This is a genomic window from Thiomonas intermedia, assembly GCF_002028405.1.
Classification (GTDB): domain Bacteria; phylum Pseudomonadota; class Gammaproteobacteria; order Burkholderiales; family Burkholderiaceae_C; genus Thiomonas; species Thiomonas intermedia.
Map to the genome: position 1 here is coordinate 805,804 of NZ_CP020046.1, position 24,202 is coordinate 830,005.

At 63.7% G+C, this 24,202-nt stretch carries 27 protein-coding genes; 3 read left to right on the forward strand and 24 right to left on the reverse strand.

Features of this window, described 5'->3' with window-relative positions; translation table 11 throughout:
• Positions 1-39: 39 nt before the first annotated feature.
• From hisB to BVH73_RS03790, 14 genes are all read right to left on the reverse strand, one after another.
• Positions 40-627 carry an imidazoleglycerol-phosphate dehydratase HisB gene (hisB, locus tag BVH73_RS03725; protein WP_079416194.1) on the reverse strand — a complete coding sequence of 196 codons (588 nt, stop codon included), beginning with the start codon at positions 625-627 and terminating at the stop codon, positions 40-42.
• A gap of 52 nt (positions 628-679) precedes the next feature.
• On the reverse strand, positions 680-1,765 hold the full coding sequence (gene hisC, locus BVH73_RS03730) for a histidinol-phosphate transaminase (RefSeq protein ID WP_079416196.1): 1,086 nt from the start codon (positions 1,763-1,765) through the stop codon (positions 680-682).
• A gap of 12 nt (positions 1,766-1,777) precedes the next feature.
• A complete protein-coding gene (gene hisD / locus BVH73_RS03735; protein WP_425444136.1) occupies positions 1,778-3,097 on the reverse strand; it encodes a histidinol dehydrogenase in 1,320 nt (439 codons plus the stop codon).
• A 2-nt stretch (positions 3,098-3,099) separates the two neighbouring features.
• A complete protein-coding gene (gene hisG, locus BVH73_RS03740) occupies positions 3,100-3,768 on the reverse strand; it encodes an ATP phosphoribosyltransferase (RefSeq protein WP_079416200.1) in 669 nt (222 codons plus the stop codon).
• A gap of 12 nt (positions 3,769-3,780) precedes the next feature.
• Complete coding sequence (gene murA / locus BVH73_RS03745) at positions 3,781-5,061, reverse strand: UDP-N-acetylglucosamine 1-carboxyvinyltransferase (protein WP_079416202.1); 1,281 nt, start codon at positions 5,059-5,061, stop codon at positions 3,781-3,783.
• Between the two features lie 71 nt (positions 5,062-5,132).
• On the reverse strand, positions 5,133-5,384 hold the full coding sequence (locus BVH73_RS03750; protein WP_079416204.1) for a BolA family protein: 252 nt from the start codon (positions 5,382-5,384) through the stop codon (positions 5,133-5,135).
• Positions 5,385-5,468: 84 nt separating this feature from the next.
• Positions 5,469-6,224, reverse strand: coding sequence for an ABC transporter permease (locus tag BVH73_RS03755; protein WP_079416207.1), 756 nt, complete (start codon positions 6,222-6,224; stop codon positions 5,469-5,471).
• On the reverse strand, positions 6,221-7,120 hold the full coding sequence (locus BVH73_RS03760) for an ABC transporter ATP-binding protein (RefSeq protein WP_079416209.1): 900 nt from the start codon (positions 7,118-7,120) through the stop codon (positions 6,221-6,223). Before BVH73_RS03760 ends, BVH73_RS03755 begins: the two co-directional genes overlap by 4 nt.
• Positions 7,121-7,182: 62 nt before the next feature.
• A complete protein-coding gene (locus BVH73_RS03765) occupies positions 7,183-7,461 on the reverse strand; it encodes an STAS domain-containing protein (RefSeq protein ID WP_079420309.1) in 279 nt (92 codons plus the stop codon).
• A gap of 13 nt (positions 7,462-7,474) precedes the next feature.
• On the reverse strand, positions 7,475-8,113 hold the full coding sequence (locus tag BVH73_RS03770) for an MlaC/ttg2D family ABC transporter substrate-binding protein (RefSeq protein WP_079416211.1): 639 nt from the start codon (positions 8,111-8,113) through the stop codon (positions 7,475-7,477).
• A 70-nt stretch (positions 8,114-8,183) separates the two neighbouring features.
• On the reverse strand, positions 8,184-8,996 hold the full coding sequence (locus BVH73_RS03775) for an MlaA family lipoprotein (protein ID WP_079416213.1): 813 nt from the start codon (positions 8,994-8,996) through the stop codon (positions 8,184-8,186).
• A complete protein-coding gene (mlaD, locus tag BVH73_RS03780; RefSeq protein ID WP_079416215.1) occupies positions 8,993-9,469 on the reverse strand; it encodes an outer membrane lipid asymmetry maintenance protein MlaD in 477 nt (158 codons plus the stop codon). The genes BVH73_RS03775 and mlaD overlap by 4 nt, the downstream gene beginning before the upstream one ends.
• A 27-nt stretch (positions 9,470-9,496) precedes the next feature.
• Positions 9,497-10,282: a lipid asymmetry maintenance ABC transporter permease subunit MlaE gene (gene mlaE, locus BVH73_RS03785; protein WP_079416218.1), complete on the reverse strand. Its 786-nt coding sequence runs from the start codon at positions 10,280-10,282 to the stop codon at positions 9,497-9,499.
• Positions 10,279-11,112 (reverse strand): ABC transporter ATP-binding protein, encoded by an 834-nt coding sequence (locus tag BVH73_RS03790; RefSeq protein WP_079416220.1) that lies wholly within the window; start codon positions 11,110-11,112, stop codon positions 10,279-10,281. Before BVH73_RS03790 ends, mlaE begins: the two co-directional genes overlap by 4 nt.
• A gap of 166 nt (positions 11,113-11,278) precedes the next feature.
• Here BVH73_RS03790 and BVH73_RS03795 point away from each other — a divergent pair, with 166 nt between their 5' ends.
• Positions 11,279-11,905: a methyltransferase domain-containing protein gene (locus BVH73_RS03795; RefSeq protein WP_079416222.1), complete on the forward strand. Its 627-nt coding sequence runs from the start codon at positions 11,279-11,281 to the stop codon at positions 11,903-11,905.
• Here the strand turns inward: BVH73_RS03795 and BVH73_RS03800 are convergent.
• The 5 genes from BVH73_RS03800 to BVH73_RS03820 all read right to left on the reverse strand — a co-directional run bounded on the left by BVH73_RS03800 (position 11,902) and on the right by BVH73_RS03820 (position 16,250).
• Positions 11,902-12,651: a Crp/Fnr family transcriptional regulator gene (locus BVH73_RS03800; RefSeq protein ID WP_154048417.1), complete on the reverse strand. Its 750-nt coding sequence runs from the start codon at positions 12,649-12,651 to the stop codon at positions 11,902-11,904. The two genes, BVH73_RS03795 and BVH73_RS03800, sit on opposite strands and share 4 nt — an antisense overlap.
• Positions 12,652-12,826: 175 nt before the next feature.
• Positions 12,827-13,132, reverse strand: coding sequence for an H-NS histone family protein (locus BVH73_RS03805; RefSeq protein WP_425444130.1), 306 nt, complete (start codon positions 13,130-13,132; stop codon positions 12,827-12,829).
• Positions 13,133-13,240: 108 nt separating this feature from the next.
• Positions 13,241-14,677, reverse strand: a complete 1,437-nt coding sequence (locus BVH73_RS03810; protein WP_079416228.1) for an NAD(P)(+) transhydrogenase (Re/Si-specific) subunit beta — start codon at positions 14,675-14,677, stop codon at positions 13,241-13,243.
• Positions 14,678-14,780: 103 nt separating this feature from the next.
• Positions 14,781-15,083, reverse strand: a complete 303-nt coding sequence (locus BVH73_RS03815; RefSeq protein ID WP_079416230.1) for an NAD(P) transhydrogenase subunit alpha part 2 — start codon at positions 15,081-15,083, stop codon at positions 14,781-14,783.
• A 45-nt stretch (positions 15,084-15,128) separates the two neighbouring features.
• Positions 15,129-16,250 (reverse strand): Re/Si-specific NAD(P)(+) transhydrogenase subunit alpha, encoded by a 1,122-nt coding sequence (locus BVH73_RS03820; protein WP_079416232.1) that lies wholly within the window; start codon positions 16,248-16,250, stop codon positions 15,129-15,131.
• Between the two features lie 234 nt (positions 16,251-16,484).
• On the opposite strand from BVH73_RS03820, the gene BVH73_RS03825 reads away from it, so the two are divergent.
• Positions 16,485-16,961: an NUDIX hydrolase gene (locus tag BVH73_RS03825; RefSeq protein ID WP_079416234.1), complete on the forward strand. Its 477-nt coding sequence runs from the start codon at positions 16,485-16,487 to the stop codon at positions 16,959-16,961.
• Positions 16,962-16,987: 26 nt separating this feature from the next.
• Entirely contained in the window at positions 16,988-18,088 is a 1,101-nt protein-coding gene (gene mnmA, locus BVH73_RS03830) for a tRNA 2-thiouridine(34) synthase MnmA (protein ID WP_079416236.1), read from the forward strand.
• Positions 18,089-18,094: 6 nt separating this feature from the next.
• Here mnmA and BVH73_RS03835 read toward each other — a convergent pair whose 3' ends face one another.
• From BVH73_RS03835 to BVH73_RS03855, 5 genes are all read right to left on the reverse strand, one after another.
• Positions 18,095-18,388, reverse strand: a complete 294-nt coding sequence (locus tag BVH73_RS03835; protein WP_079420310.1) for a metal-sensing transcriptional repressor — start codon at positions 18,386-18,388, stop codon at positions 18,095-18,097.
• A gap of 102 nt (positions 18,389-18,490) precedes the next feature.
• Positions 18,491-19,498: an SLAC1 anion channel family protein gene (locus tag BVH73_RS03840; protein WP_079416238.1), complete on the reverse strand. Its 1,008-nt coding sequence runs from the start codon at positions 19,496-19,498 to the stop codon at positions 18,491-18,493.
• A gap of 12 nt (positions 19,499-19,510) precedes the next feature.
• Positions 19,511-19,735, reverse strand: coding sequence for a YgaP family membrane protein (locus BVH73_RS03845; RefSeq protein ID WP_079416240.1), 225 nt, complete (start codon positions 19,733-19,735; stop codon positions 19,511-19,513).
• 48 nt (positions 19,736-19,783) lie between these two features.
• Positions 19,784-23,110 (reverse strand): efflux RND transporter permease subunit, encoded by a 3,327-nt coding sequence (locus tag BVH73_RS03850; protein WP_169836745.1) that lies wholly within the window; start codon positions 23,108-23,110, stop codon positions 19,784-19,786.
• Positions 23,103-24,194: an efflux RND transporter periplasmic adaptor subunit gene (locus BVH73_RS03855; RefSeq protein WP_245800402.1), complete on the reverse strand. Its 1,092-nt coding sequence runs from the start codon at positions 24,192-24,194 to the stop codon at positions 23,103-23,105. The genes BVH73_RS03850 and BVH73_RS03855 overlap by 8 nt, the downstream gene beginning before the upstream one ends.
• Positions 24,195-24,202: the final 8 nt, after the last annotated feature.

The following is a 24,202-nucleotide window of genomic DNA, read 5'->3' on the forward strand; positions in this document are numbered from 1 at the left end:
GGGCAGACGCGCCGGCCTTTGACGGGCCGTGACGTGAATTTACAGCGAACCTTTGGTCGAGGGAATCACTTCGCCCATGCGGGGGTCGCGTTCGGCGGCCGCACGCAGGGCGCGCCCGAAGGCCTTGAACACAGTTTCGCACTGGTGATGGGCGTTGTCGCCGCGCAGATTGTCGACATGCACGGTGATGGCGGCATGATTGACCAGCCCCTGAAAGAACTCGTGGGCCAGATCGACGTCGAATTCGCCAATCATGGCGCGGGTGAACGGCACCTGCCATTCCAGACCAGGCCGGCCCGAAAAATCGATGACCACCCGGCTCAGCGCCTCATCGAGCGGCACGTAGGCATGGCCGTAGCGGCGGATGCCTTTCTTGTCACCGATGGCACGCGCCAGCGCCTGGCCCAGCGTGATGCCGACATCTTCCACCGTGTGATGCGCGTCGATATGCAGATCGCCCTTGGCCTGGATGTCGAGGTCGACCAGCCCGTGCCGGGCGATCTGGTCGAGCATGTGATCAAAGAAACCAACGCCCGTGGACAGTTTGGAGACGCCCGTGCCATCGAGGTTGATGGACACGGTGATTTGCGTTTCGGCGGTGTTGCGGGAAACCTGGGCAGTGCGCATGGGGAGGTGGCGTGGAAACGGCAGTCGACAGGCGCAATCGTAACGTGTAACGTCAGCGCGACGCAGGCGTCTGTTCCGCGATGGTGTCGTAGGCGTTCAACAGGGCTTCGCACTGCTGCGGGGTGCCAATGGTGATGCGCAGGAAGTCGGCAATGCGCTGCGGGCGCGCGAACTGACGCACGAGAATGCGGCGCTCGCGCAGCTGCGCCGCCAGCCGCGCGCCCTCGTGTGCAGGGTGGCGCGCGAACACGAAATTCGCCTGTGAGGGCAACACGTCGAAACCGCGCTCGCGCAGACCTTCGCTCAACGTCTCGCGGCTGGTCTGAATGCGCGCACAGGTCTGTGCCAGCCAAGCGGCATCTGTCATGGCGGCCGTGGCGCCAGCGAGCGCCAGACGGTCGAGCGGATAGGAGTTGAAGCTGTCCTTCACCCGGCCGAGTGCATCGATCAGATCGGGGTGGCCCAGCGCATAGCCCACGCGCAACCCGGCCAGCGCCCAGGCCTTGGACAGCGTACGGATCACCAGCAATTGCGGATGACGATCGATCAGCGTCGCAGCGGTCTGCGCGCCGAAGTCGACATAGGCCTCGTCGACCACCACCACAGAATCGCGATTGCCCGCCAGCAGGCGCTCGATTTCGGACAGGGGCAGCGCCATGCCTGTCGGGGCATTCGGATTGGGAAAGATGATGCCCCCGTTCGGGCCGGCCTGCAGATAGTCATCGACCGCCATCGAGAAATCGGCGCGCAGCGCCAGCTCGCGGGTCTCGATGCCATACAGGCGGGCGTAGACGGGATAGAAGCTGTACGAAATGTCGGGGTGCAGCAGCGGCGCGGGGTGCCGCAACAGCGCCATGAAGGCATGGGCCAGCACCTCGTCCGATCCGTTGCCGACGAAGACCTGTTCGGGCCTCAGCCCGTGGTGCTGGGCGATCGCAGCCTTGAGCCCTGCGGCCTGCGGATCGGGATAGAGGCGCAAATCGCCCGTGGTCTGCGCCGCGATGGCCTGCAGCACCTTGTCGCTGGGCGGATACGGGCATTCATTGGTGTTGAGTTTGATCAGCCCTTCGATGCGAGGCTGTTCGCCGGGCACATAAGGGGTCAGACCGTGAACGACTTCGCTCCAGAATCGGCTCATAGGGATTCCGTTTCAGCGCAGCCGCATCTCGGCGGCGCGGGCGTGCGCGGTCAGTCGCTCACCGTGGGCCAGCACGCTGGCGACGCGCCCGAGCTGCTGCGCGCCCTCGGCGCTGACCTCGATGATGCTGGAGCGTTTGATGAAGTCGTACACCCCCAGCGGCGAGGAAAACCGGGCCGTGCCCGAAGTGGGCAAGACATGGTTGGGCCCGGCGCAGTAGTCGCCCAGCGATTCGGAGGTGTACGCACCGAGGAACAGCGCGCCGGCATGCTTGAGCGCGGGCACGTACTGGTGCGGGTCTTTGGCGGAAATTTCCAGGTGTTCCGGCGCGATGCGGTTGGCCAGTTCGCAGGCCTGCGCCATGTCGCGCACCTGCACCAGCGCGCCACGGCCAGTCAGCGAGGCCGCGATGATGGCCTTGCGTGGCATGTCGGGCAGCAGCCGGTGTATCGCTTCGGCCACGGCGTCGATATAGGACAGATCGGGACAGAGCAGGATGCTCTGCGCCAGCTCGTCGTGCTCGGCCTGGCTGAACAGATCCATCGCCACCCAGTCGGGCGACGTGCTGCCGTCGGCCAGCACCAGAATCTCGGAGGGGCCTGCGATCATGTCGATGCCGCAGATGCCGAACACCCGGCGCTTGGCTGCGGCCACATAGGCGTTGCCGGGACCGACGATCTTGTCCACCGCGGGCACCGTGGCCGTGCCGTAGGCCAGTGCCCCAACGGCCTGCGCGCCGCCGATGGCGAAGGCCCGGCTCACGCCGGCCACGGCCGCCGCGGCCAGCACCAGCGGATTGCGCTCGCCGCCGGGCGTGGGCACGACCATGATGATCTCTTGCACGCCCGCCACATGCGCCGGAATGGCGTTCATCAGCACCGAGGAGGGATAGGCAGCCTTGCCGCCGGGCACATAGATGCCCACGCGGTCAAGAGGCGTGACCTTCTGTCCGAGCAGCGTGCCGTCTTCGTCGCGGTACTCCCAGCTCTGGCCCACTTGCTGCAACTGGCGCTCGTGGTAGCGGCGCACCCGTGAGGCGGCAACTTCGAGCGCGCTGCGCTGCTCTGGGGTGATGGCGGCGAGCGCGGCCTGCAATTCGGCCTGGCTGATTTCGAGCGCGGCCATGTCGGGCACATCGAGGCGGTCGAACTTGCGCGTGCAGTCGAGCACGGCGGCATCGCCGCGCTGCTGCACGTCGCGCAGGATGTCGGCCGCACGGGCATCGATCTCGGCGTTCTCGTCGGCCATGCGGGCAAACAGGGCGCGATATTGCGCCTCGAAGTCGGGGCCGGTGGCGTCGAGCCTGCGCAGCGGCAGGGCATTGAGCGGCATGTTCATGCGGCGGTCTCCTCCGGCGTCTGCGCGGCCTCGCGCAGTTGGTCGATCAGGGGCTTGAGCAAAGCCGTGCGGGTTTTCAGCGCGGCCTGGTTGACGATGAGACGCGCGGAGATGTCCATGATGTGCTCGACCTCGACCAGGCCATTGGCCTTGAGCGTGCCGCCAGTGGACACCAGGTCGACGATGGCATCGGCCAGCCCGGTGAGCGGCGCCAGTTCCATCGAGCCGTAGAGCTTGACCAGATCGACGTGCACGCCCTTGGTGGCGAAGTGCTCGCGGGCCATGTGCAGGTATTTGGTCGCCACCCGCAGACGCGCGCCCTGTTTGACCTGGCCGGCGTAGTCGAAATCATGCCGCACCGCCACGCTCAGGCGGCAGCGGGCAATGCCCAGATCGACCGGCAGATACAAGCCGTCGGAGCCGCTGCCAGCGAAGTATTCGCGCAACACATCGAGCCCGGCCACGCCGATGTCGGCGCCGCCGTAGCGCACATAGGTGGGCACGTCGCTGGCCCGCACCAGCACCACGCGCACATCCGGGCGATTGGTCGGAAGGATGAGTTTGCGCGTGGACTCGGGATCGCCCGACACGGTGATGCCCGCACGCGCCAGCATGGGCAGCGTGTCTTCGAAGATTCGTCCCTTGGACAGTGCGAGGGTCAGCATATGGAGGTTCTCTCAATGGCCGCTGATGCGGTCGATCTGGGCGCCGAGGCCGCGCAGCTTGACCTCCATGGCGTCGTAGCCGCGGTCGAGGTGATAGATGCGGTCGATCAGGGTCTCGCCTTCGGCCGCCAGGCCGGCCACCACCAGGCCGGCCGACGCGCGAAGGTCTGTCGCCATGACGGCAGCGCCGGAGAGCTTGGGCACGCCGTGTACGACACAGGTGTGTCCTTCGATATCGATTTGCGCGCCCAGCCGCATGAGCTCCTGCACATGCATGAAGCGATTCTCGAAAATGGTTTCCGTCATGCGTGCGGCGCCGTCCGCCAGGCAGTTCACCGCCATGAACTGGGCCTGCATGTCGGTGGCAAAGCCGGGGTATTCGGTCGTACGCACGGAGACGGCGCGCGGACGCCCCCCGGGCAGCGCATCGGCGCGCAGGCGGATCCAGCCCTCGCCGGTGTCGATCTGGGCGCCGGCTTCGCGCAGCTTGTCGAGCAAGGCATCCTGGTGCGCCGGCTCGGCACCCTGTACCGTCACGTCGCCCCGTGCGGCCAAGGCAGCACACAGAAAAGTGCCGACTTCGATGCGGTCGGGAATGATGCGGTGCGACGCCCCGTGCAAGGCGTTCACACCTTGAATGCGGATCTGCGAGGTGCCGTCGCCACTGATCTGCGCGCCCATGGCACGCAGCAGATGGGCGAGATCGACGATCTCGGGCTCGCGCGCCGCGTTGTCGATCAGGGTCTCGCCCTCGGCCAGCGTGGCGGCCATCATCAGGTTTTCGGTGCCCGTCACGGTGACCATGTCGGTGCTGATGCGCGCGCCGCGCAAACGGCCGGAAGGCGTCGCCACGCGGGCCACGATATAGCCATGTTCCACGGCGATGTCCGCGCCCAGCGCCTGCAGCCCCTTGATGTGCTGGTCCACCGGGCGGGCGCCGATGGCGCAGCCTCCGGGCAGACTCACCCGCGCCTGCCCGAATCGCGCCAGCAGGGGCCCGAGCACGAGCACCGAGGCCCGCATGGTCTTGACCAGTTCGTACGACGCCTCGTAGTGATTCACCCCCGAGGCGTTGAGCTGGAGCTGCGCGCCGTCCTGCTCGGCCTGGGCGCCCAGACTGCGCAGCAGTTTGGCCAGGGTGCGCACATCCATGAGCTGTGGCGCGTTGCTCAAGTGCACCGTCTCGGCGGTCAATAGCGCGGCGGCAATCAGCGGCAGCGCGGCGTTCTTCGCCCCGCTGGCCTGCACCACGCCTTGCAGCGTGCGCTGCCCGGTGATTCTGAGTTTGTCCATGACGACCTTAGTACCCGCAGCCTGGCGCTGCCGGGCGAGCACGCTACTGGCGTGCGGAAAAACCGGCGATTTTAGGGCTTGGCCAATGCCGCGAATTCCTGCGGGGTGAGCGTCTTCATCGACAGCGCGTGAATTTCCGCGCGCATGCGCTCGCCGAGTGCGCCGTAGACCAGTTGATGTCGCTGCACCCGGCTGCGCCCTTCGAAGGACGCGCTGACGATGGTGGCGTAGAAATGCTGGCCGTCGCCCTCGACATGCAGATGGCTGCATGCCAGCCCGGCGGTGATGTAGCGGTGAAGATCTTCGGGTGTGGGAAGTGACATGGTCAGTCCGGGCAGACGAGTCGCAGGCGAGCGCCCTCTTTGCGCGAAGGGAGCAGACGCCGGGGGCGTGGGAGTCGAGTCATCTCAGTTGCGCAACTTGGTGCCTCGCATCAGCATGGACAGCGCCACGCCTCCGCAGAGCAGATTGCCGAGGATGGCGGCAAGCAGGCTGATCCAGGGCGAGACATCGCCTGCCCCGAAGAATCCATAGCGAAAGCCGTCGATCAGGTAGAAGAAGGGATTGAGGTGCGATGCGGCCTTCCAGAAGCCGGGCAGCCCCTGAACCGAGTAGAACACGCCCGACAGAAACGTCGCCGGGGTGATGATGAAGTTCTGGAAGGCGGCCATCTGGTCGAACTTCTCCGCCCAGATGCCGGCGATCAGGCCCAGCGCGCCCAGCATGCTGGCGCCGAGGATGGCGAAGACCAGAATCCACAGCGGATGAACAAAGGTCAGCGGCACGAACCACACCGTCACCAGCAACACCCCTGCGCCCACGATCAGCCCGCGCAGCACCGAAGCGCCCACATAGGCCACGAACAGCTCCCAGGGTTTGAGCGGCGACAGCAGCACGAAGACCAGATTGCCGGTGATCTTGGACTGGATGAGCGATGACGAGGTGTTGGCGAACGCGTTCTGCAACACACTCATCATCATCAGACCGGGAATGAGAAAGGCGGTGTACGGCACATGGCCGAACACCTGCATGTGCGCGGTGAAGGCGTGGGAGAAGATCAACAGGTAGAGCAGCGCCGTGACCACGGGAGCCGCCACGGTCTGAAAGCCCACTTTGAGAAATCGCTGCAGCTCCTTCTGCAGCAGCGTGTGCAACCCTGTCATCGCGCGGCTCCGATCAATTCGAGAAACACGTCTTCCAGATCGGCACGCCGCAGTTCGAGATCGTCGATTTCGCAGTCCGCCTGGCGCAGCGCGGCCAGTTTGTGCTCCACATCCTGCGCGCCACGCACCGCAAGCGCCACGCGTCCGCCCTGCTCCATGCCCAGGCCTTCGGGAAGCCGCCCCTTGACCAGACGGAAGTACAGCACCGAGGACGCAAACCGCTGCAGCAAGGCTTCGGTGCGATCGAGCGCCACGACTTGCCCGCCCTTGATCACCGCGATGCGTTTGCAAAGGGCCTCGGCCTCTTCGAGGTAGTGCGTGGTCAACAGCACGGTATGACCTTCGGCATTGAGCCGGGCGATGAATTCCCACAGCGATTGCCGCAACTCGACGTCCACGCCCGCCGTGGGCTCGTCGAGCACGATGACCCGCGGCCGATGCACCAGTGCCTGCGCCACCATGACACGCCGCTTCATGCCGCCCGACAGCGCCCGCATGTTCTTGTCGGCCTGTGCGGTCAGGCCCAGGTTGTGCAGCAATTCGTCGATCCACGGCTCGTTGCGGCGAAATCCAAAGTAGCCCGACTGGATGCGCAGCACCTGGCGCACCGTGAAAAACGGATCGAACACGAGTTCCTGCGGCACCACGCCGAGCAAGCGGCGGGCCGCCGCCGCATCGCGCTGCACGTCAAGACCCGCGACCCGCACATGGCCGGCCGTCGGGCGGGTGAGCCCGGCGAGCATGCTGATCAGCGTGGTCTTGCCTGCGCCATTGGGGCCGAGCAGGCCGAAGAACTCGCCGTCCGAGATATCGAGCGCGACGCCATCTACCGCCCGGTTCGGGCCGTATTGCTTGAAGACTCGATCAAAAGAAACCGCTGCAGTCGTCGAAGACATAGGGCAATGAAAGGCGCCCGCGCGGGACGACGTCAGGCGTCATCCCGAGCGGGCGCAGAAAATCAGGAATGCGCGGCAGCCGCGTCGAACAGAAACTCCAGGCCGTAAGCCGCCGCGAGATCGCTCAACCGTGCAGGAGCCGCGCGCACGTCGAGCTGCTCCTGAGGCGCGGCGCGGCGCAACTCGAGCAGGAGGGCCAGCGCGGAAGAGTCAAAATGCGTCAGCGCCCCGGCATCGACCGCCCAGGGCGTCGTCTGCGTGCGCAACGCCGCCAATGCAAGACGCCTGACTCCAGACGCCGAATCGAAGGTCAGCTCCGCAGGCAGGGCGTAAAGCGGCATGGCGGCCTCCAACTCAGCCCGCAGCCTTGGTCTGGGCCAGGGACTGGTTCTTTTCCTTGAGCGTGGCGATCAGGCCGTCGATACCCTTCTGACCGATTTCCTGCGCGAACACGCTGCGGTAGTTGTCGACCAGCCAGATGCCCATGACGTTGACATCGGTGATCTTCCAGCCGCCCGAGGTCTGCTCCAGGCGATAGTCCAACTGCAAGGGTTCGCCGTTGTTGATCACGCGCGTACGCACCGTCACATCCTGGGCGTTCGCGGGCTCGCGATACGGCAGCATCTTGACCTTCTGGTCCTTGATCTGCCGGACGGCACCCGCGTAGGTGTAGACGAGCAACTGCTTGAACTGCTGCTCCAGCGCCGTGCGCTGCGTCGGGGTCGCTTCACGCCAGTAACGGCCCACGGCACTCTGGGTGATCTTCTCGAAGTCGACGTTGGGAAGAATCTTCTGCTCGACGAACTGCATCACGATCTCGGGGTTGCCCGAACGCAGCTTGGGGTCCTGCTGGACGTCGCGGATGATCTCGTTGGACATGGACTCGATCAGCTGCGGCGGCGTCACCGCGTCCGCAGCCTGTGCGAAACCCGACATGCCGGCGAGCAGGACAGCCGAGGAAAGGGAGAAGGCGATGAATGTGCGTCTTAGCATGGGTGATTCTCCAGTTCTCATAGTGTGAACGGTTAACGCCCGGCCATCCCGGAAGATGACATCGGGGCTGTCAGGGTTTGGCCGCATCGGTTGCAGGCGCACTCGCGGTCGCGACAGGCGGCTGGGACGCAACATCGAGAATGCTGTCACGGTCTGCACCGTGGCTGTACTGGGACAGAGGGTTGGGCGGCCCCAGATCGATGATGGGGCGCTCACGGACCTCTTCGACCTGCGACTTGCGGCGCTGTTCATACGCACTGCGGGTAAAGACGTAAGGGTCGAGCGCGATCTGATCGAACAGATTGGAGGCGCCAAGCAGATTGGCGCGGGTGTTCACCAGATTCAGCGCCACCGCCCCGTAGCTCGCGCTGGGCGGCTGGATCTGGGCCGTCGGTCCATAGGCGAGGGCGACCCCGGTGCCCGCGGCATCGCGCACGGAACTCGGGCCGAAGAAGGGCAGCACCACATAAGGCCCCGAGCCCACGCCCCAGCGGGCCAGGGTAAGGCCGAGATCGTTGGGGTGCTTGTATATGCCCATCTCGGTCGCGATGTCGAGAGTGCCAAACAAGCCGAAGACCGTGTTCACGCCGACGCGCATGAAGGTGCTCAGGCCATCGTGCACGTTGCCCTGCAGAAAATCGTTGCCCATCGACCATACGTCGGAAAGATTGCCGAAGAAATTCGTGACGCCATGGCGGATCGGCGTGGGCGTGACGTCCTTGTAGCCCGTGGCCACGGGTTTGAGCACGGCGCGGTCCACCTTGTCGTTGATCGTGAACATCGCCCGGTTGTAGGGTTCCAGCGGATCCTGCGGATTGTGCGTGGCGCATCCGCCCAGCACGGCGAGCGCCAGCAGCGGCAGCAGACGTGCGGCAGGCTTCATTTGCTGTCTCCTGCGCCACTGGACGCGGCCTTGTTGTAGAGGAACTGACCGATCAGGTTCTCCAGCACCACGGCCGATTGCGTGCTGCGGATGACCGAGCCGTTGGTGAGATTTTTGTCGCTGCCGCCCGGGCTGAAATCGATGTACTGGTCGCCCAGCAATCCGGCCGTCAGGATCTTGGCGGAGGTATCCACCGGGAATTGGTAACGCTGGTCGATGGCCATGTGGACGTCGGCCTGAAAGGTCTGATTGTCGAAGGCGATGGCGGTCACCCGCCCCACCACCACGCCCGCGCTCTTGACCGGCGCATCGGCCTTGAGGCCGCCGATATTGTCGAAGCGCGCCGTCACCGCATAAGTGGGACCCCAATTGATCTGCAGGAGATTGCCCGCCTTGAGCGCCAGAAACAGCAAAGCCGCCGCGCCCAGCAGCACCAGTATGCCTACCCACAGATCGATTTTTCGTTGATTCATTTTCGACAACTCCAGGGCAAGCCGCCCTCAGGTACTGAACATCATGGCGGTCAGCACAAAGTCCAGTGCCAGCACCGACAGCGAAGCGATGACCACAGTACGCGTCGTGGCGCGCGAGACGCCTTCGGGCGTGGGCTGGCTGCGCCAGCCCTGCAGCAAGGCGACGAAGGTGACCGCCAGTCCGAAGACCACGCTCTTGATCACCCCGTTGCCCACATCCTTGAACACATCGACGCCACTTTGCATCTGCGACCAGAACTGACCGGCATCGACGCCGATCATCACCACGCCGACGACGTAGCCGCCCAGAATGCCCACCGCGCTGAACACTGCGGCCAACAGCGGCATGGCGATGACGCCGGCCCAGAAACGCGGCGCCAAAACCCGCACCACCGGATCGACGGCCATCATTTCCATGGCTGCGATCTGCTCTCCAGCCTTCATCAAGCCGATCTCGGCCGTCAGCGAAGTGCCGGCGCGACCCGCAAACAACAGCGCCGTGACGACCGGGCCCAGTTCCCTCACCAGGGAAAGAGCCACCAGCACGCCCAGAGCGCTCGACGACCCGTAACGCGACAGCGTGTAGTAGCCCTGCAACCCCAGCACGAAACCGACGAACAGGCCGGAGACCGCAATGATGACCAGCGAAAGATTGCCCAGAAAATACATCTGCTGGATCAGCAGACTGGGGCGCATGAACACGCGCCCCGCCAAGAGCAACAGTCGGCCGAACAATCGCGCTGCAAATCCGAGGTCGGCCAGCAATTGGCGGGTCGCGGCCCCGATCGAGACCAGTTTGTCGGCGACCGTCATGACCGCTCCTTGCGTGCCGCCGCCGGGCGCAGAAAATCATCGTCGAGGGCTGCGGCCGGATAGTGGAAATGCACCGGGCCATCGGGCTCGCCCCGCACGAACTGGTGCACCAGCGGATCGGTGCTCTCCCGCATCTGTTGCGGCGTACCGTGTGCGATCAGGCTGCCATTGCCCAGAATATAGACATGGTCGGCAATGTCGAAGGTCACTTCGACGTCGTGCGACACCACGAGGCTGGTGAGTCCCAGCGCGTCGTTGAGACTGCGGATCAAACGGGCTGAAATTCCCAGCGAGATGGGATCGAGACCGGCAAAGGGTTCGTCATACATCACCAGCGCCGGATCGAGGGCGATGGCTCGCGCCATGGCCACCCGTCGCGCCATGCCTCCGGAAAGTTCGGCCGGGAGCAGATCGCGCGCACCGCGCAGGCCCACCGCGTTGAGCTTCATCAGCACCAGATCGCGAATCATCGATTCCGGCAGATCGGTGTGCCCGCGCAAAGGGAAGGCCACGTTGTCGAAAACGGTCATGTCCGTGAACAAGGCCCCGAACTGAAACAGCATGCCCATGCGCCGACGCATGGCGAAAATCTGCGCCTGCGACGCGCCAGCCAGATCCTGGCCTTCAAAGCGCACCGAGCCGCGTTGCGGCTTGACCTGCCCACCGATCAGTCGCAGCAGCGTGGTCTTCCCGCCTCCTGAGGCGCCCATGATCGCGACGACCTGCCCGCGATGGATGGTCATGTCGATCTGCCGCAGAATCAGGCGCTCGCCATAGCCAAAATCGAGCGAATCGATCTGAACGATGGCAGGGGCGGAGGAAACAGGCATAGGATCGTGAAGGTCTGCTCTTAGGCGATGCGCCTTGCAGCGCCAAACACCGGGCAGGCATGGAAACGGGTTGGAACGCGCCATTCTAGGGATTTCCCGAGCAAGGCGCCGAGTACCGCCCATGCCTGCTGACGCCTCCCTGATCGCCCCGAGAAAACCCATCCCCATGCCTGGCCCAACCGCTGATTTCTGGAACGAACGCTTTCGCACCCACACCACTGGCTGGGACCGTGGCGCCGTCCACCCTCAACTCCTGCACTGGCTTGCCGACTCCACGCTGCAGCCCTGCCGCATTCTGGTGCCCGGCTGCGGCGCGGGCCACGAAGTCTTGCACCTCGCGGCCGCCGGGTTCGAGGTCACGGCGCTGGACTATGCCGAACAGGCCGTCGATCTGCTGACCCAGCGCCTGCGTGAACGGGGCCTGAAAGCAACCGTCCTCCAGACGGATGTGCGACAGTGGAATGCTCCGCAACCATTCGAGGCCATCTGGGAGCAGACCTGCCTGTGTGCGCTCTACCCCGACGATTGGACTGCCTACGCGGCACGGCTGCACCAGTGGCTTGCGCCTCAAGGTCGGCTGTTTGCCCTGTTCATGCAGTCGTCCAAGCCCGGCGCTCAAGACGGCTGGATTCAGGGGCCGCCCTATCACTGCGACATTCTGGCCATGCGCGCCCTGTTTCCCTCCAACCGATGGCGGTGGCCCAAACCCCCTTATGCCCGGGTGCCGCACCCCGGCGGCTCCGCCGAGATGGCGCTGACTCTCGACCCGATTCAGCCCGGCGCACAGGTTTAGCCGTTACTGGCGACGGCGGGGGAGCAACGGCTCTCGGCCGGCCTGGCTACGACTTTGGAATCAGGGGCGCGAAACTCCCAGGCCCGCAGGCGCTGAGCGTCAAGGATTTCAACTCCGCCGTAACGCAACTGCAGCACCCCATCCGCCTCCAGCCGCTGGAAGGCCTGATTCACACGCTGCCGCGACAAGCGACACAATTGACCGATCTCCGACTGCGTCACCCGCAAGGCGCCACCATTCGCACCGGCAAGCGGGTGAAACAGATGCCTCAGGGTACGCGCGACACTCGACTCCGCTCCGCCCGGTTGACCATCCAGAGCCTGCAAGGTCATCAGCTCAAGCCGGTCATTGAGCTGATGCAGCAAATAGTGGTTGAAAGCGATATTGCGCTCCAACAGCCAGAGAAAGGTCTCTCGCGGCACCAGCGCCAATTCGCAAGTGCGCACGGCCTGCGCTTGGTAGCGCCACACGCCTCGCCGCATCAGGGTGCCCTCGCCGAACCATCCGCCCGCCCCAATCCCGGAATACACCAACGGCTTGCCGCTGGCCGACGTTACCGTGAACTTCGCCAGCCCGGACATCAGCCCCACCCAATGCAGCGCCGGCTCTCCCAGGGGTTGCAGCGCCTCCCCAGCAGGAACGGTTTGATACCCCACTTCGGATGCCACGCGAGACTTTTCGTGCGGCTGCAACCGCTCCCACCATCCACTGCGTGCGGCCCAGATAGGAATCTTGATGTCGTTCATTGGCATGGCTTCTTGTTCTGACCCAGGCTCTATGCTCGCGCCTTTCGATCGCCGTCTGCATCGCAATTTGTAACGAATATGTCTGAACGCAAGCCCGGGCATAAAAAAACCGGGCCAGGCCCGGTCATTTTGTTGCGACTTTTACCGCAACACGGAAACTAGATTTCCGTGATGTTCAGATCAGGAAGGATTCCTTGCTCTTGCCGCTGTCGACGGCGCTCTGAAGCCAGCGCGGCATCTTGCCACGGCCCGTCCAGGTTTCTCCGGTTTGCGCATTGCGATATTTCGGCGCAACCGTCGAACCTTTGGCCGACCCGCCCGCACGACGCGAACCCAGATCTGCCAAGGTAATGCCGTACTCATCCATCTTTGCGCGAATATCGCTCACCACCGCAGCGATCTCCGCCTTGCGCTGGGCTTCGGCCTGCTGCTTCAGGGCCTCAATCTGGGATTGCAATTCTTTATACGTGGCCATTCGCATCTTCTCCTGTGTTGAAATTTCAAACGCAGACCATCATACGACAAAAATAAAAATAAAAAAGCCCGCGAGAAGCGGGCTTATTAAAAACGGACTCATTGAATCAAGAAGTCACTCGATGGCCTTGGTGATATCTTCAACCACTTTTTTCGCATCGCCGAACACCATCATGGTCTTGTCCATGTAAAACAGTTCGTTATCAAGCCCCGCATAACCCGCAGCCATGGAGCGCTTGTTCACAATAACGGTCTTCGCCTTGTAGGCCTCAAGAATCGGCATACCGGCAATGGGCGATTTGGGATCGGTCTTCGCCGCCGGGTTGACCACGTCATTGGCCCCCAGAATCACGGCAACATCGGCCTGTCCGAATTCCGGATTGATGTCATCCATTTCAAACACCTGGTCATACGGCACCTCGGCTTCGGCCAGCAGCACGTTCATATGGCCCGGCATGCGCCCCGCCACCGGATGAATCGCATATTGCACCTTCACGCCATGCTCGGTGAGTTTCTGCGCCAACTCCTTCACGGCATGCTGCGCCCGGGCCACGGCCAGGCCATAACCGGGGACGATGATGACGGTTTCCGCATTGGAAAGCAGAAAGGCGGCGTCGTCCGGGCTGCCCGACTTCACCGCGCGCTGCTGCGTCTGGGCTGCGGCCGACGAGGTCTCAGCCCCGAATCCACCGAGAATCACGCTGATGAACGAGCGGTTCATCGCCTTGCACATGATGTAGCTCAGAATCGCACCTGACGATCCCACCAGCGAGCCCGCGATGATGAGCATATTGTTTTCAAGCGAAAATCCGATACCTGCCGCAGCCCAGCCGGAATAACTGTTGAGCATCGACACCACCACCGGCATGTCGGCGCCACCGATCGGGATAATGATCAGCACGCCCAGTACAAAGGCCAGAGCCATCATGATGAGGAAAGGCGTCCACGACAACGTGGTGAAAAAGGCAATACCGCAGGCAATCGCCGCAAGGCCGATCACCAGATTCACCCAATGCTGGGCCGGGAAGCGCACCGGAGCGCCCTGAAACAGACGGAATTTGTAGCGCCCGGACAGTTTGCCGAACGCAATCACCGAGCCGCTGAACGTCACCGCACCGATGATGGTGCCGATGAACAGCTCGATGCGGTTGCCCGGAGGCAGCGGATCGCCAGCCGCCTGGACGATGCCGAACGCATGCGGCTCGGCCACCGCCGCCACCGCGATGAACACGGCCGCCAGGCCAATCATGCTGTGCATGAAGGCAACGAGCTCGGGCATTTTGGTCATCTCGACACGGTTGGCCATCACGGCGCCTATGCCGCCACCGATGACCAGGCCCAGGAGCACATAACCGAGCCCAAGCGCGCCGGCATCCCCACCGATCTTGATGATCAGGGCCACGGTGGTGACGACCGCAATGGCCATGCCTACCATGCCGAAAACATTGCCGCGGCGGCTCGTGGTCGGGTGTGACAAACCCTTGAGCGCCTGAATGAAAAACACTGCTGCGAGCAAATACAGCAGGGTCACGAGATTCATGCTGAGTGTCATAAATGGAGTCCTTGGTGCTGCGCGTCACCGGCCGATCGCCCAAACACAGTGAGCCGGGTTCATCGCGCGGCGAGAAACGTCGTCGATCGTCGGGATGGTTTACTTACTTCTTCTCGGCCGTTTTCTTCTTGAACATGGCCAGCATGCGCCGCGTCACGAGAAAACCGCCGAAGACATTCACCGCGGCCAGAGCAACCGCGAGCGTGCCCATCACCTTGCCCAGCGGGGTGACGGTCAATGCCGCCGCCAGCATGGCGCCCACAATGATGATGGCGGAAATGGCATTGGTCACAGCCATCAACGGCGTGTGCAAGGCCGGCGTGACATTCCACACCACGTGATAGCCCACATAGATCGCCAAAACAAAAATGGTGAGGTTGATCACCAGGGGAGAGATTTCATGCATGGTTCAGTCCTTGTTCCGGATGAAAATGATTGACGTGACAGGAACTCAAGCAGCCTTGCGCAGCAACTGTCCATCGCGGCACATCAGGCAGGCGGCAACGATGTCATCTTCCATATTCACCACAAAGCCCTTTTCCTTGTCGAACACCAGTTTCAGGAAATCCAGCACATTGCGCGCATACAGGGCCGAAGCATCCGCGGCGACAAGGGCGGGCAGATTGGTTTCACCCACCAGGGTGACGCCATGTTTGACCACGACTTTGTCGGCTTCGGTCAGTGGACAATTCCCGCCCTGGGCGGCGGCCATATCGACAATCACCGAGCCCGGCTTCATCGATCGGACCATGTCCTCGGTAATCAATACGGGCGCGCGGCGACCGGGAATGAGCGCGGTGGAAATCACCACATTCGCCTGTTTGATCCGCTCGGCGACCATGGCCGACTGGCGTTGCATCCAGCTTGCGGGCATGGGCCGCGCATAACCCCCCACGCCTTGCGCAATATCGCGCTCCTCATCGGTTTCAAACGGCACATCGATGAATTTCGCCCCCAGGGATTCCACCTGCTCCTTCACCGCCGGGCGCACGTCCGATGCCTCGATGACCGCCCCCAGGCGCTTGGCCGTGGCGATGGCCTGCAGACCCGCCACGCCCGCCCCGAGAATCACCACCCGCGCGGCCTTGACCGTACCGGCCGCCGTCATCAGCATCGGCATGAAGCGCTGGTAGCGATTGGCGGCGAGGATCACGGCCTTGTACCCGCCGATATTGGCCTGGCTGGACAGCACGTCCATGCTCTGCGCGCGCGAGGTGCGCGGCGCGGCTTCGAGGGCAAACGCCGTCAGGCCCGCCGCTGTCATGGCCTGGAGCCCGTCGGTATTGAACGGATCGAGCATGCCGACCAGCACGGTGGCAGGCTTCATCAGCCCGATCTCCTCGGCTGTGGGGGGGCGAACCTTGAGCACCATGTCGGCTGCGAAAGCTTCGTCCCGGCTGGCGATGGTGGCGCCCACGGCGATGTAATCTGCGTCCGGGGCATCTGCGCGCAGGCCAGCATCAGCCTGTACCACGACGGTGTGCCCCTGGGCGATGAATTTCTTGACTGTTTCCGGTGTTGCTGCAACACGGGCTTCGCCGGCCAAAGTTTCTGCCGGAATGCCGATACGCATGGAGTCTCTCCTTTGAAGTCTGCTCTGTCGGGGCGTGAACGCAGCACGAACACGACGTTGTTTCAGCCCCCCTCACTCGCGCCCCATCGGCTTGTTTGAGCCATGGAAGCGAACACGGCATTATCTCGCGTTTTCCCTAAGATTGCTCCTGCGCAATTTACGTACATCTGGAAATCTCTTTTGCCTTTCTTAATACCCCCAGAAGCATTCCATTTCCCCTCACCGATTCTCCTCATGCAAGCCCATCTTTCTGCGCGCCCGCGCGTGACCGTTGCCGCCATCATCGAACAGGCGGGACGTTTTCTGCTCGTGGAGGAGCACACGCAGGACGGGCTTCGGCTGAATCAGCCCGCCGGCCACCTGGAAATCGGAGAAAGCCCGCAGCAGGCCGTCATCCGCGAGGCGCTGGAAGAGACCGGCCGGGCGTTCACGCCGAGCGGCCTGGTGGGCGTCTATCTGTCGCGTACCCGGCGGGACAGCCAGGATGTGAGCTATTTGCGTCTGGCCTTCTGTGGCGAGGTGTCCGAGGCCGACGTCGAGCGCAAGCTGGACGAGGGCATCGTGCGCACGCTCTGGATGGATGCCGACGCCATCCGGGCCAGCGCCCACCGGCATCGCAGCCCCCTGGTGCTGCGATGTGTGGAGGATTACCTGAGCGGGCAGCGCTATCCCCTGCATCTGGTCGCCACCGATCCTGGCGTGTACGCCTGAGCGGTTTCGCTTTCTACAATTTGGGAATGACGACTTCTTCTCGCGGCACCGTCGTGGTCGGCCTTTCCGGCGGTGTCGATTCCTCCGTTTCCGCCTGGCTGCTCAAACAGCAGGGCTATACGGTCGTTGGCCTGTTCATGAAAAACTGGGAGGACGACGATGACAGCGAATACTGTTCCACGCGCCAGGACTGGCTCGACGCCGCCAGCGTGGCCGACCGCATCGGCATCGACATCGAGGCGGTAAATTTCTCGACCGAATACAAAGAGCGCGTGTTCGCCGAGTTCCTGCGTGAATACGCCGCCGGGCGCACGCCCAACCCGGACGTGCTGTGCAACGCCGAGATCAAGTTCAAGGCCTTTCTCGACCACGCCATGCGTCTTGGCGCAGACCACATCGCCACCGGCCACTATGCAAGGGTGCGCGAAGGCCGCCGTGGGTTCGAACTGCTGCGCGGCCTGGACGCCTCGAAAGACCAGAGTTATTTTCTCCATCGCCTCAATCAGGCCCAGCTTGCGCGCACGCTGTTCCCGGTGGGCGAATTGCACAAGTCCGAGGTGCGCGCCATCGCCTCGGAGATTGGCCTGCACAACGCCCGCAAGAAAGACTCCACCGGCATCTGCTTCATCGGCGAGCGCCCGTTTCGCGACTTTCTCAACCGCTACCTGCCCACCCAGCCTGGGCCGATGAAAACTCCCGAGGGCAAGACTGTGGGCCACCACATCGGACTGGCGTTTTACACCCTGGGACAGCGCAAGGGCATCGGCCTGGGCGGCAGCCAGAGCGGCAATGGCGAACCCTGGTTCGTCGCCGCCAAGGATCTGGAGCGCAATCAGCTCATCGTGGTGCAGGGACACGATCATCCGCTGCTGCAAAGCCGTGGGTTGCGCGCCTTGTCGGCCAGCTGGGTGGCGGGTCATTCACCCGAAGAAGCCGGTGTCTCCTATGGCGCCAAGACGCGGTATCGCCAGGTCGATGCGGCTTGCCGCTTTCATGGCGGCTCGAACGAGCCGTTTGGTCTGGATTTCGACGCCCCCCAATGGGCCGTCACCCCAGGGCAGTCGGCCGTGCTGTATGACGGCGAGGTCTGCCTGGGTGGCGGCATCATCGAGGCCGCCGTGCCGTGAAAACACTCAGGCCATGCGCGCCAGCAGGGTTTCGACCTCGTCGAGCATGGCGCTGAGCTTGGGTTGCTCGCCGCTCTCGGTGTGTTCCAAACGTCCGTCGAGTTCCTGTTCGAGGTAGCACACGGTCATGCGCACGAAGGTACTGTCGAGCGCCTTGCGCACCGCCGAGAGCTGCTGCGCCACCTTGAGACAGGGCTCACCCTCTTCGATCATGCGCTGCACGCCCCGCATCTGGCCCTCGGCGCGTTTGAGACGATTGAGAATGTCCGTGCGAGAGGCTTCGTTGGTCAGAACTGACATGGTGATGGCTCCGGGAATCTGTGGGATCTTGGTACTGCGCTTCATCCAATCGTCTCCATCATAGGCGAGCTCATCAATCCTTCATCCTCGCGCGGCAGCCGTTCAGGCCGAATGAATCAGCGCCACGGGCTCCGGTGCCAGCAACGACCCGTCGCGCAATCCCCGGGCCGTCGCCAGGGTCAGCCAACCGATCACCACCGAGGCCAGCGCCAGTGCGAGGATGGCGAACGTCTGCATTCCTCCGCTCTGGGTGGCCAGGGCGAGATGCATCGACAGGCCGGCAAAGGCGGCGAGCGGAAAGGACAGCGCCCAGTGACCGATGGTGAAGGCCTCCTGCATCATCGCCTTGAAGGACAGAAAGCTCAGCAACACAAAAAAGAACGCAATGCCCCAGGCCCCTTCAAGCGCTTCGACCGGCGCACCGATCTGTGCCAGCCCCAGGCCGCCCGCGGCCGGCGGCGCAATACTGATGAACACCATGGGAAGCAGCCGGCGCGGCAACATGCCGAACGACGCGACGCGCACCATGAACAAGCCCTGCACGATCAGAAAGAAAAAGGCTCCGATGGCCCACTGCGCCACGGACCATATCTGGAATCCGAGCGCCATGCCGGCGTAGGGCACCACGACATTGCCGGCCGCAGCCAGAAACAGCGCGGGTGTGACCCCAGCCCAATTCGGCCCTTTTTCGGTGGCGGCGCTCAGACGCAACCGGTGAAAGACCCAGACTGTCGCCGCAAGCTGACCCGTTGCACCCAGCATCCAGAATCCGTCCATCCAGACGTTGTCCGCCTCCAGAACCTGCACGGCGAACCCTGCAATCACCAACATGGACATGGGAAGCAAGGCCAGCAAGGGGTGACGCACGGGATGCCGTACATCGGCCAGCCACTCCCCGCCGTACCGATACGCCCTGATCACGGCAAGCACCACGAGCAAGGCCAGCGCAGCGATGGCGGCCCAACCCAGCACCTGGGAGATCACGGCCGCGGGCTCGCCCAGCAGGACCGTGGCTTGATGCCAGGCCAGCGCCAGCCCGCCCCAGCCGAGAACCACGGCGAACCAGCCGGGGGCGAGAAATTTGAGCCAGGGCCGGGTCGCACGAGCCATCACATCGCCCGATCAGCCGCAGCAGTTGGCTTTGGAATCGGGCACGCCCAGTTTGCGCAGGATGAACCCGAGCGGGCACAGATTGGTGAAACCGAACTGCAGCAGATTCGCACCCACGAAGGCGGTGAACAGCAGGAACCATTGCGACACATAGATCGGGCTGGCAGGCGCGCCCAGCAGAACCGAGAGCAGGACGAACGTGCCGGCAATCACACGGATGTAGCGTTCAACAGTCATTTCAAAATCTCCAAGGTTGTGAATATCGGGAACGGTGAGACGCACTGATCAGGCTGTCCGCGCAGGTTCGGCCGGTGCAGCAGGGGCCTTGGGAGGCGCCTTCGGCTTCACCCGGATCTGCCAGACGTAGTAGAGCAGAGGGATGACGATCAGGGTGAGGATGGTCGACAGCAGGGTGCCGAAGATCAATGACACGGCCAGCCCGCCGAACACCGGATCGGACACCATGATGGCCGAACCGAACATGATGGCCAGCGCCGTGAGCAGAATGGGCCGAAGGCGTACGGCCCCCGCCTGGGCGACCGATTCCTGCAGGCTGTAGCCGCGGGCCCGGTAGTCGAGAATGAAGTCGATCAGCAGCAGCGAATTGCGCACCACGACCCCGGCCAGCGCGATGACACCGATCATCGAGGTGGCGGTGAACGACTGGTGCGTCAGCCAGTGTCCGGGGAATACGCCGATCAGGGTCAGCGGAATCGCCCCCATCACGATGAGCGGCAGCATGAAGGACTTGTAATACGCCACCAGCAGCAGGTAGATGAACACCAGCGCCACCATGAAGGCCGCGCCCAGATCGCGGAAAACGTCGAGCGTCAGGCGCATCTCGCCGCCCCAGAGCAACTGGTAGCCCTTGAGATCGCTGGCCGGCGTCTCGGTGAAGCCGAGGTTGCCGGTGGTGAAGGTGGTGCCGTTGGCCAGCTTCTTGCCGTCGAGCATCGAGTTCAGGCTCAGCGTGGCGTACACCGGGCTGGAATGAATCATCTCCCCGCCGACATAGACCACCGGATGCTGGTCGCGGGTGTAGATGGGTTTGGCCAGCGTGGCCTTCTCCACCGTGGCAATGCTGGACAGCGGAATGATCTTGCCCTGGGCGTTCTGCAGCGGCACGTCGAGCAGTTGCTGCGGGCTCTGGCGATCGGCGCGCGGCACGCGCACGATGATGTTGACCGGCTCCAGCGCGTTGCCGTCATGCACCGCGCCCACCTTCAGACCCGAGACATAGTTGTGCAGCAACTGGATGACCTGCCCCGGCACGATGCCCGACATCGCGGCCTTCTGCCGATCGATCCTGATGCGGTATTCCGAGGTCGTCGCGGTGACGGAATCGTCCTGATTCATCAGGCCGTAGACCTTGTCGAAATCGCCCAGCACGTCTTTGGCAGAGGAACGCAGGGTGTCGTAGTTCGGCCCATACAACTCGGCCATCACCTGCGCGCGCACCGGCGGCCCGGGCGGCGTCTCGAACAGTTTGATGAAGGTTGCGGGGAAGCGCGCGCGCACCGGGGCCAGTTGGTCGTAGAGCTTCTGAACGATTTCGTGCGACTCGACCGAACGCTCGGCCTTGCCCACCAGGTTGACGCGAATCTGCGCGAAGTTGTCGCCCCGCTTGAGCATGTCGCCGCGCACCAGCGATGCGAAGTCGATCGGCGCCGCCTGACCGACGAAGGTCTGGTAGTCCACCACATAAGGATTGGTGCCAAGCACGTCACCGACTGCGCGCGCCACCTGGTCGGTGCGCTCAAGGGTAGAACCCGCGGGCGTGTCGATCTGCACCAGGAAGGTATTGGTATTGTCGTTGGGCAGCATCTTGAGCTCGACGCCCAGCGCCGACAAAGGCCCGTTCATGCCCGAAGGCCGAACGAACTGCCAGGCCGGCATGAGCATGGCCGCGATGAGCAGCACCAGCACCGCGAGGAACATGAGGTTGCGCCGGGTGCGGCTGCGCAACATCGGCTCGATGAGCTTCAGATAGGCCGAATGCAGCTTGTCCTGCTTGTGCGCCCCCTCGCCTTCCAGGCTGGCGCTGTGCGCCAGGGCTTCGCGCGCGGCCTTCTTGCTCAGCCAGACGCGCGCCGCCCAGGGCACCACGGTGTAGGCCAGGATGAGCGAGGCGATCATGGCCACAGGCACATTGATGGGGATGGGGCGCATGAACGGCCCCATCATGCCGCTGACGAACGCCATGGGAATGAAGGCCAGAATCACGGCCAGCGTGGCCATATTGGTGGGATTGCCGATCTCGTTGGTCGCCAGCACCACGGTGCGGTTGAAGTTCTTGACCGGCCCGCCATGCAGGTGACGGTGGATGTTCTCGATGACGACGATGGCGCCATCGACCAGCAGGCCCAGCGAGAGGATGAGCGCGAACAGGGTGATGCGGTTGATGGTCTGGCCAACGATCAGGTCCACCGTCAGCACAGCGAACAGCGTCAGCGGCACGGTGAGCGTGACAATGCCGGCCTCGCGCCAGCCGAGGAAGAACCACAGCAGCAGCGACACGCTGACGATGGCGATGCCCAGATGCTCCACCAGCGTGTTCACCGCCTCGTTGGCCTTATGCCCGTCGTCGCGGGTGATGGTGACATGCACCCCCTGCGGCAGGGCATAGCTCTCGATCTCGCCGAGCTTGCTCAACACGTCATGCACCACGACCACGGCGTTCGTGCCCGATTTCTTGGCGATGGCCAGCGTGACCGCGCTCATCTCCTGGCCCTGCGGCTTGCCCTTGGCGGCCATGCCCCAGGCGAAGTGCGAAAGATCGTCGACCTGCTCGGGGCCCTCGGTGACCTTGGCCACATCCTTCAGATAGACCGGCTTGCCGCCAGGCGCGCCGATCAGGATGTCGCCCACCTGCTGCGCATTGCCGAGGAAGCTGTCGATGCGCACCGGGGTGACCTTGTTGCCGTCGACCAGGTTGCCGATGGGCGCTGCCGCATTGCTGCCCTGAAGAATCTTGTCGAGCTGTTCGAGCGGAATGCCGGCGGCCGCCAGCTTGCTTGGCGAAATCGCCACGTTCACGGCGCGAGGCGCGCCGCCCACCACTTCGGTGAACGACACTCCGGGCACATTGCGCAGATGGGCCAGCACCTTCTCACCGACATCGCGCAGCTGCATGCCATTCATCGTGGCCGAGGAGAGCGTGAGCGTGAGGATGGGCACGTCGTCCACGTTGATCGGCTTGATCACCGGCTGCATCGCCCCGGGAGGGATGCGGTCGAGGTTCTGCATCAACTGGTTGTACATCTTGACCAGGCTTTTCTCCTGATCTTCGCCCACCTTGAACTGCACCGTGACCACGCCGAAATCGTTGGTCGCATAGCCATAGGTGTGATCGACGCCAGACATCGAGGCCATGATGGCTTCGAGCGGCTTGACCACCAGATTCTGGATCTCCTGCGGCCCGGCACCCGGCTTGGCGACGATGATGTTCGCCGCCGGCACCACGATCTGCGGGTTGTATTCGCGCGGCGTGATCAACAAGGCCAACACCCCGGCAAGGGTGAGACCGACCATGATCAGGGCGGTGATTTTCGATTCGATGAAGGCGCGGGCCAGCTTGCCCGCGCTATTCATGGGAGCCGCATGTTCAGCCACGGTTGCCTCCGCCGATCTTCACGCCGTTTTCCACCGCGGACAGATTGCTGGTGACCACGGTGTCATCCGCATTCAAGCCAGCCTGAATCTCGACCTCGGTGCCCAGCTCGGCGCCGAGACGGACCAGGCGGAAATGCGCGATGCCGTCCTTGTCCACCACGAACACGCCGGTCATGCCGGCGCGATCGACCACCGCGCTCAGCGGCACGCGCAGCTGCGGCGAACTGCCCACGGCAAAGCCCACGCGAACGAAGCTGCCGCTGTCCAGCCCGGCATCGGCGGGCAGGTCGATCTTGACGGTGTGGGTATGGCTCATCGGATCGGCTACCGGCACCGCCTGGGCGATGGTGCCCTGCAGGGTCTTGCCATGGGCGACGACCTGCACCTTGTCACCGACCTTGATCTTGGCGAACACCTCGCCGGGCACCTGGGTGCCGACCTGCAGCTTGCCTTGCCCTTCAATCACCAACACCGGACGGCCGGGCGCGGCCAGATCGCCCTGGTTCGCCATCTTCTGCACCACCACACCCGAGATCGGCGAGGTGACCGAGGAGTAGCGCATCTGGGCCGAGGCCGTGCCATAGCCGGCCTGCGCCGCCGCGACCTGCTCTTGAGCAACCTGATAGCGCAACTGGATCTGATCCCACTGCTGCTTCGGAATCGCCTGCTCTTTGTACAGATTGCCGAAGCGCTCGTAGTCGGCCTTGGCGTTGGCCAGATTGGCCTGGGCCTGGGCCAGCCCGGCTCTAGCCTGCGCCACCTGCCCCTGGATGTCGGTGGGATCAACCTGGAACAGCAGTTCTCCGGCCTTCACCGTCTGCCCTTCCTTGACCGTGAGGGTGCGGATATAGCCCATGAGGCGCGAGGCCACCTGCACCTGATTGCTCGCCATCACCGTACCCGACAGCAGCGTGAGATTCTGCTGATCGCTCGACGCCAGCTTGAGGGTTTGCGCCGCAACGACGCGCGGGGCAACCGGCGTTTGCGCCGTGTCGGTCTGGTGGCCACAGGCCGACAACAGCGCCGTGGACAACACAAGCGCCAGGGGAGCACGGCGCAGCAGAGGCAGGACGGAAGGGTTCATGGCAGTCA

Coding starts and splice junctions, on each gene's coding strand:
- hisB (WP_079416194.1), bottom strand. CDS start 627: ATGCGCACTGCCCAGGTTTCCCGCAACACCGCCGAAACGCAAATCACC.
- hisC (WP_079416196.1), bottom strand. CDS start 1,765: ATGAGCCGATTCTGGAGCGAAGTCGTTCACGGTCTGACCCCTTATGTG.
- hisD (WP_425444136.1), bottom strand. CDS start 3,097: ATGCCGCTCAATGCCCTGCCGCTGCGCAGGCTCGACGCCACCGGCCCC.
- hisG (WP_079416200.1), bottom strand. CDS start 3,768: ATGCTGACCCTCGCACTGTCCAAGGGACGAATCTTCGAAGACACGCTG.
- murA (WP_079416202.1), bottom strand. CDS start 5,061: ATGGACAAACTCAGAATCACCGGGCAGCGCACGCTGCAAGGCGTGGTG.
- BVH73_RS03750 (WP_079416204.1), bottom strand. CDS start 5,384: ATGTCACTTCCCACACCCGAAGATCTTCACCGCTACATCACCGCCGGG.
- BVH73_RS03755 (WP_079416207.1), bottom strand. CDS start 6,224: ATGACAGGGTTGCACACGCTGCTGCAGAAGGAGCTGCAGCGATTTCTC.
- BVH73_RS03760 (WP_079416209.1), bottom strand. CDS start 7,120: ATGTCTTCGACGACTGCAGCGGTTTCTTTTGATCGAGTCTTCAAGCAA.
- BVH73_RS03765 (WP_079420309.1), bottom strand. CDS start 7,461: ATGCCGCTTTACGCCCTGCCTGCGGAGCTGACCTTCGATTCGGCGTCT.
- BVH73_RS03770 (WP_079416211.1), bottom strand. CDS start 8,113: ATGCTAAGACGCACATTCATCGCCTTCTCCCTTTCCTCGGCTGTCCTG.
- BVH73_RS03775 (WP_079416213.1), bottom strand. CDS start 8,996: ATGAAGCCTGCCGCACGTCTGCTGCCGCTGCTGGCGCTCGCCGTGCTG.
- mlaD (WP_079416215.1), bottom strand. CDS start 9,469: ATGAATCAACGAAAAATCGATCTGTGGGTAGGCATACTGGTGCTGCTG.
- mlaE (WP_079416218.1), bottom strand. CDS start 10,282: ATGACGGTCGCCGACAAACTGGTCTCGATCGGGGCCGCGACCCGCCAA.
- BVH73_RS03790 (WP_079416220.1), bottom strand. CDS start 11,112: ATGCCTGTTTCCTCCGCCCCTGCCATCGTTCAGATCGATTCGCTCGAT.
- BVH73_RS03795 (WP_079416222.1), top strand. CDS start 11,279: ATGCCTGGCCCAACCGCTGATTTCTGGAACGAACGCTTTCGCACCCAC.
- BVH73_RS03800 (WP_154048417.1), bottom strand. CDS start 12,651: ATGAACGACATCAAGATTCCTATCTGGGCCGCACGCAGTGGATGGTGG.
- BVH73_RS03805 (WP_425444130.1), bottom strand. CDS start 13,132: ATGCGAATGGCCACGTATAAAGAATTGCAATCCCAGATTGAGGCCCTG.
- BVH73_RS03810 (WP_079416228.1), bottom strand. CDS start 14,677: ATGACACTCAGCATGAATCTCGTGACCCTGCTGTATTTGCTCGCAGCA.
- BVH73_RS03815 (WP_079416230.1), bottom strand. CDS start 15,083: ATGCATGAAATCTCTCCCCTGGTGATCAACCTCACCATTTTTGTTTTG.
- BVH73_RS03820 (WP_079416232.1), bottom strand. CDS start 16,250: ATGCGTATCGGCATTCCGGCAGAAACTTTGGCCGGCGAAGCCCGTGTT.
- BVH73_RS03825 (WP_079416234.1), top strand. CDS start 16,485: ATGCAAGCCCATCTTTCTGCGCGCCCGCGCGTGACCGTTGCCGCCATC.
- mnmA (WP_079416236.1), top strand. CDS start 16,988: ATGACGACTTCTTCTCGCGGCACCGTCGTGGTCGGCCTTTCCGGCGGT.
- BVH73_RS03835 (WP_079420310.1), bottom strand. CDS start 18,388: ATGTCAGTTCTGACCAACGAAGCCTCTCGCACGGACATTCTCAATCGT.
- BVH73_RS03840 (WP_079416238.1), bottom strand. CDS start 19,498: ATGGCTCGTGCGACCCGGCCCTGGCTCAAATTTCTCGCCCCCGGCTGG.
- BVH73_RS03845 (WP_079416240.1), bottom strand. CDS start 19,735: ATGACTGTTGAACGCTACATCCGTGTGATTGCCGGCACGTTCGTCCTG.
- BVH73_RS03855 (WP_245800402.1), bottom strand. CDS start 24,194: ATGAACCCTTCCGTCCTGCCTCTGCTGCGCCGTGCTCCCCTGGCGCTT.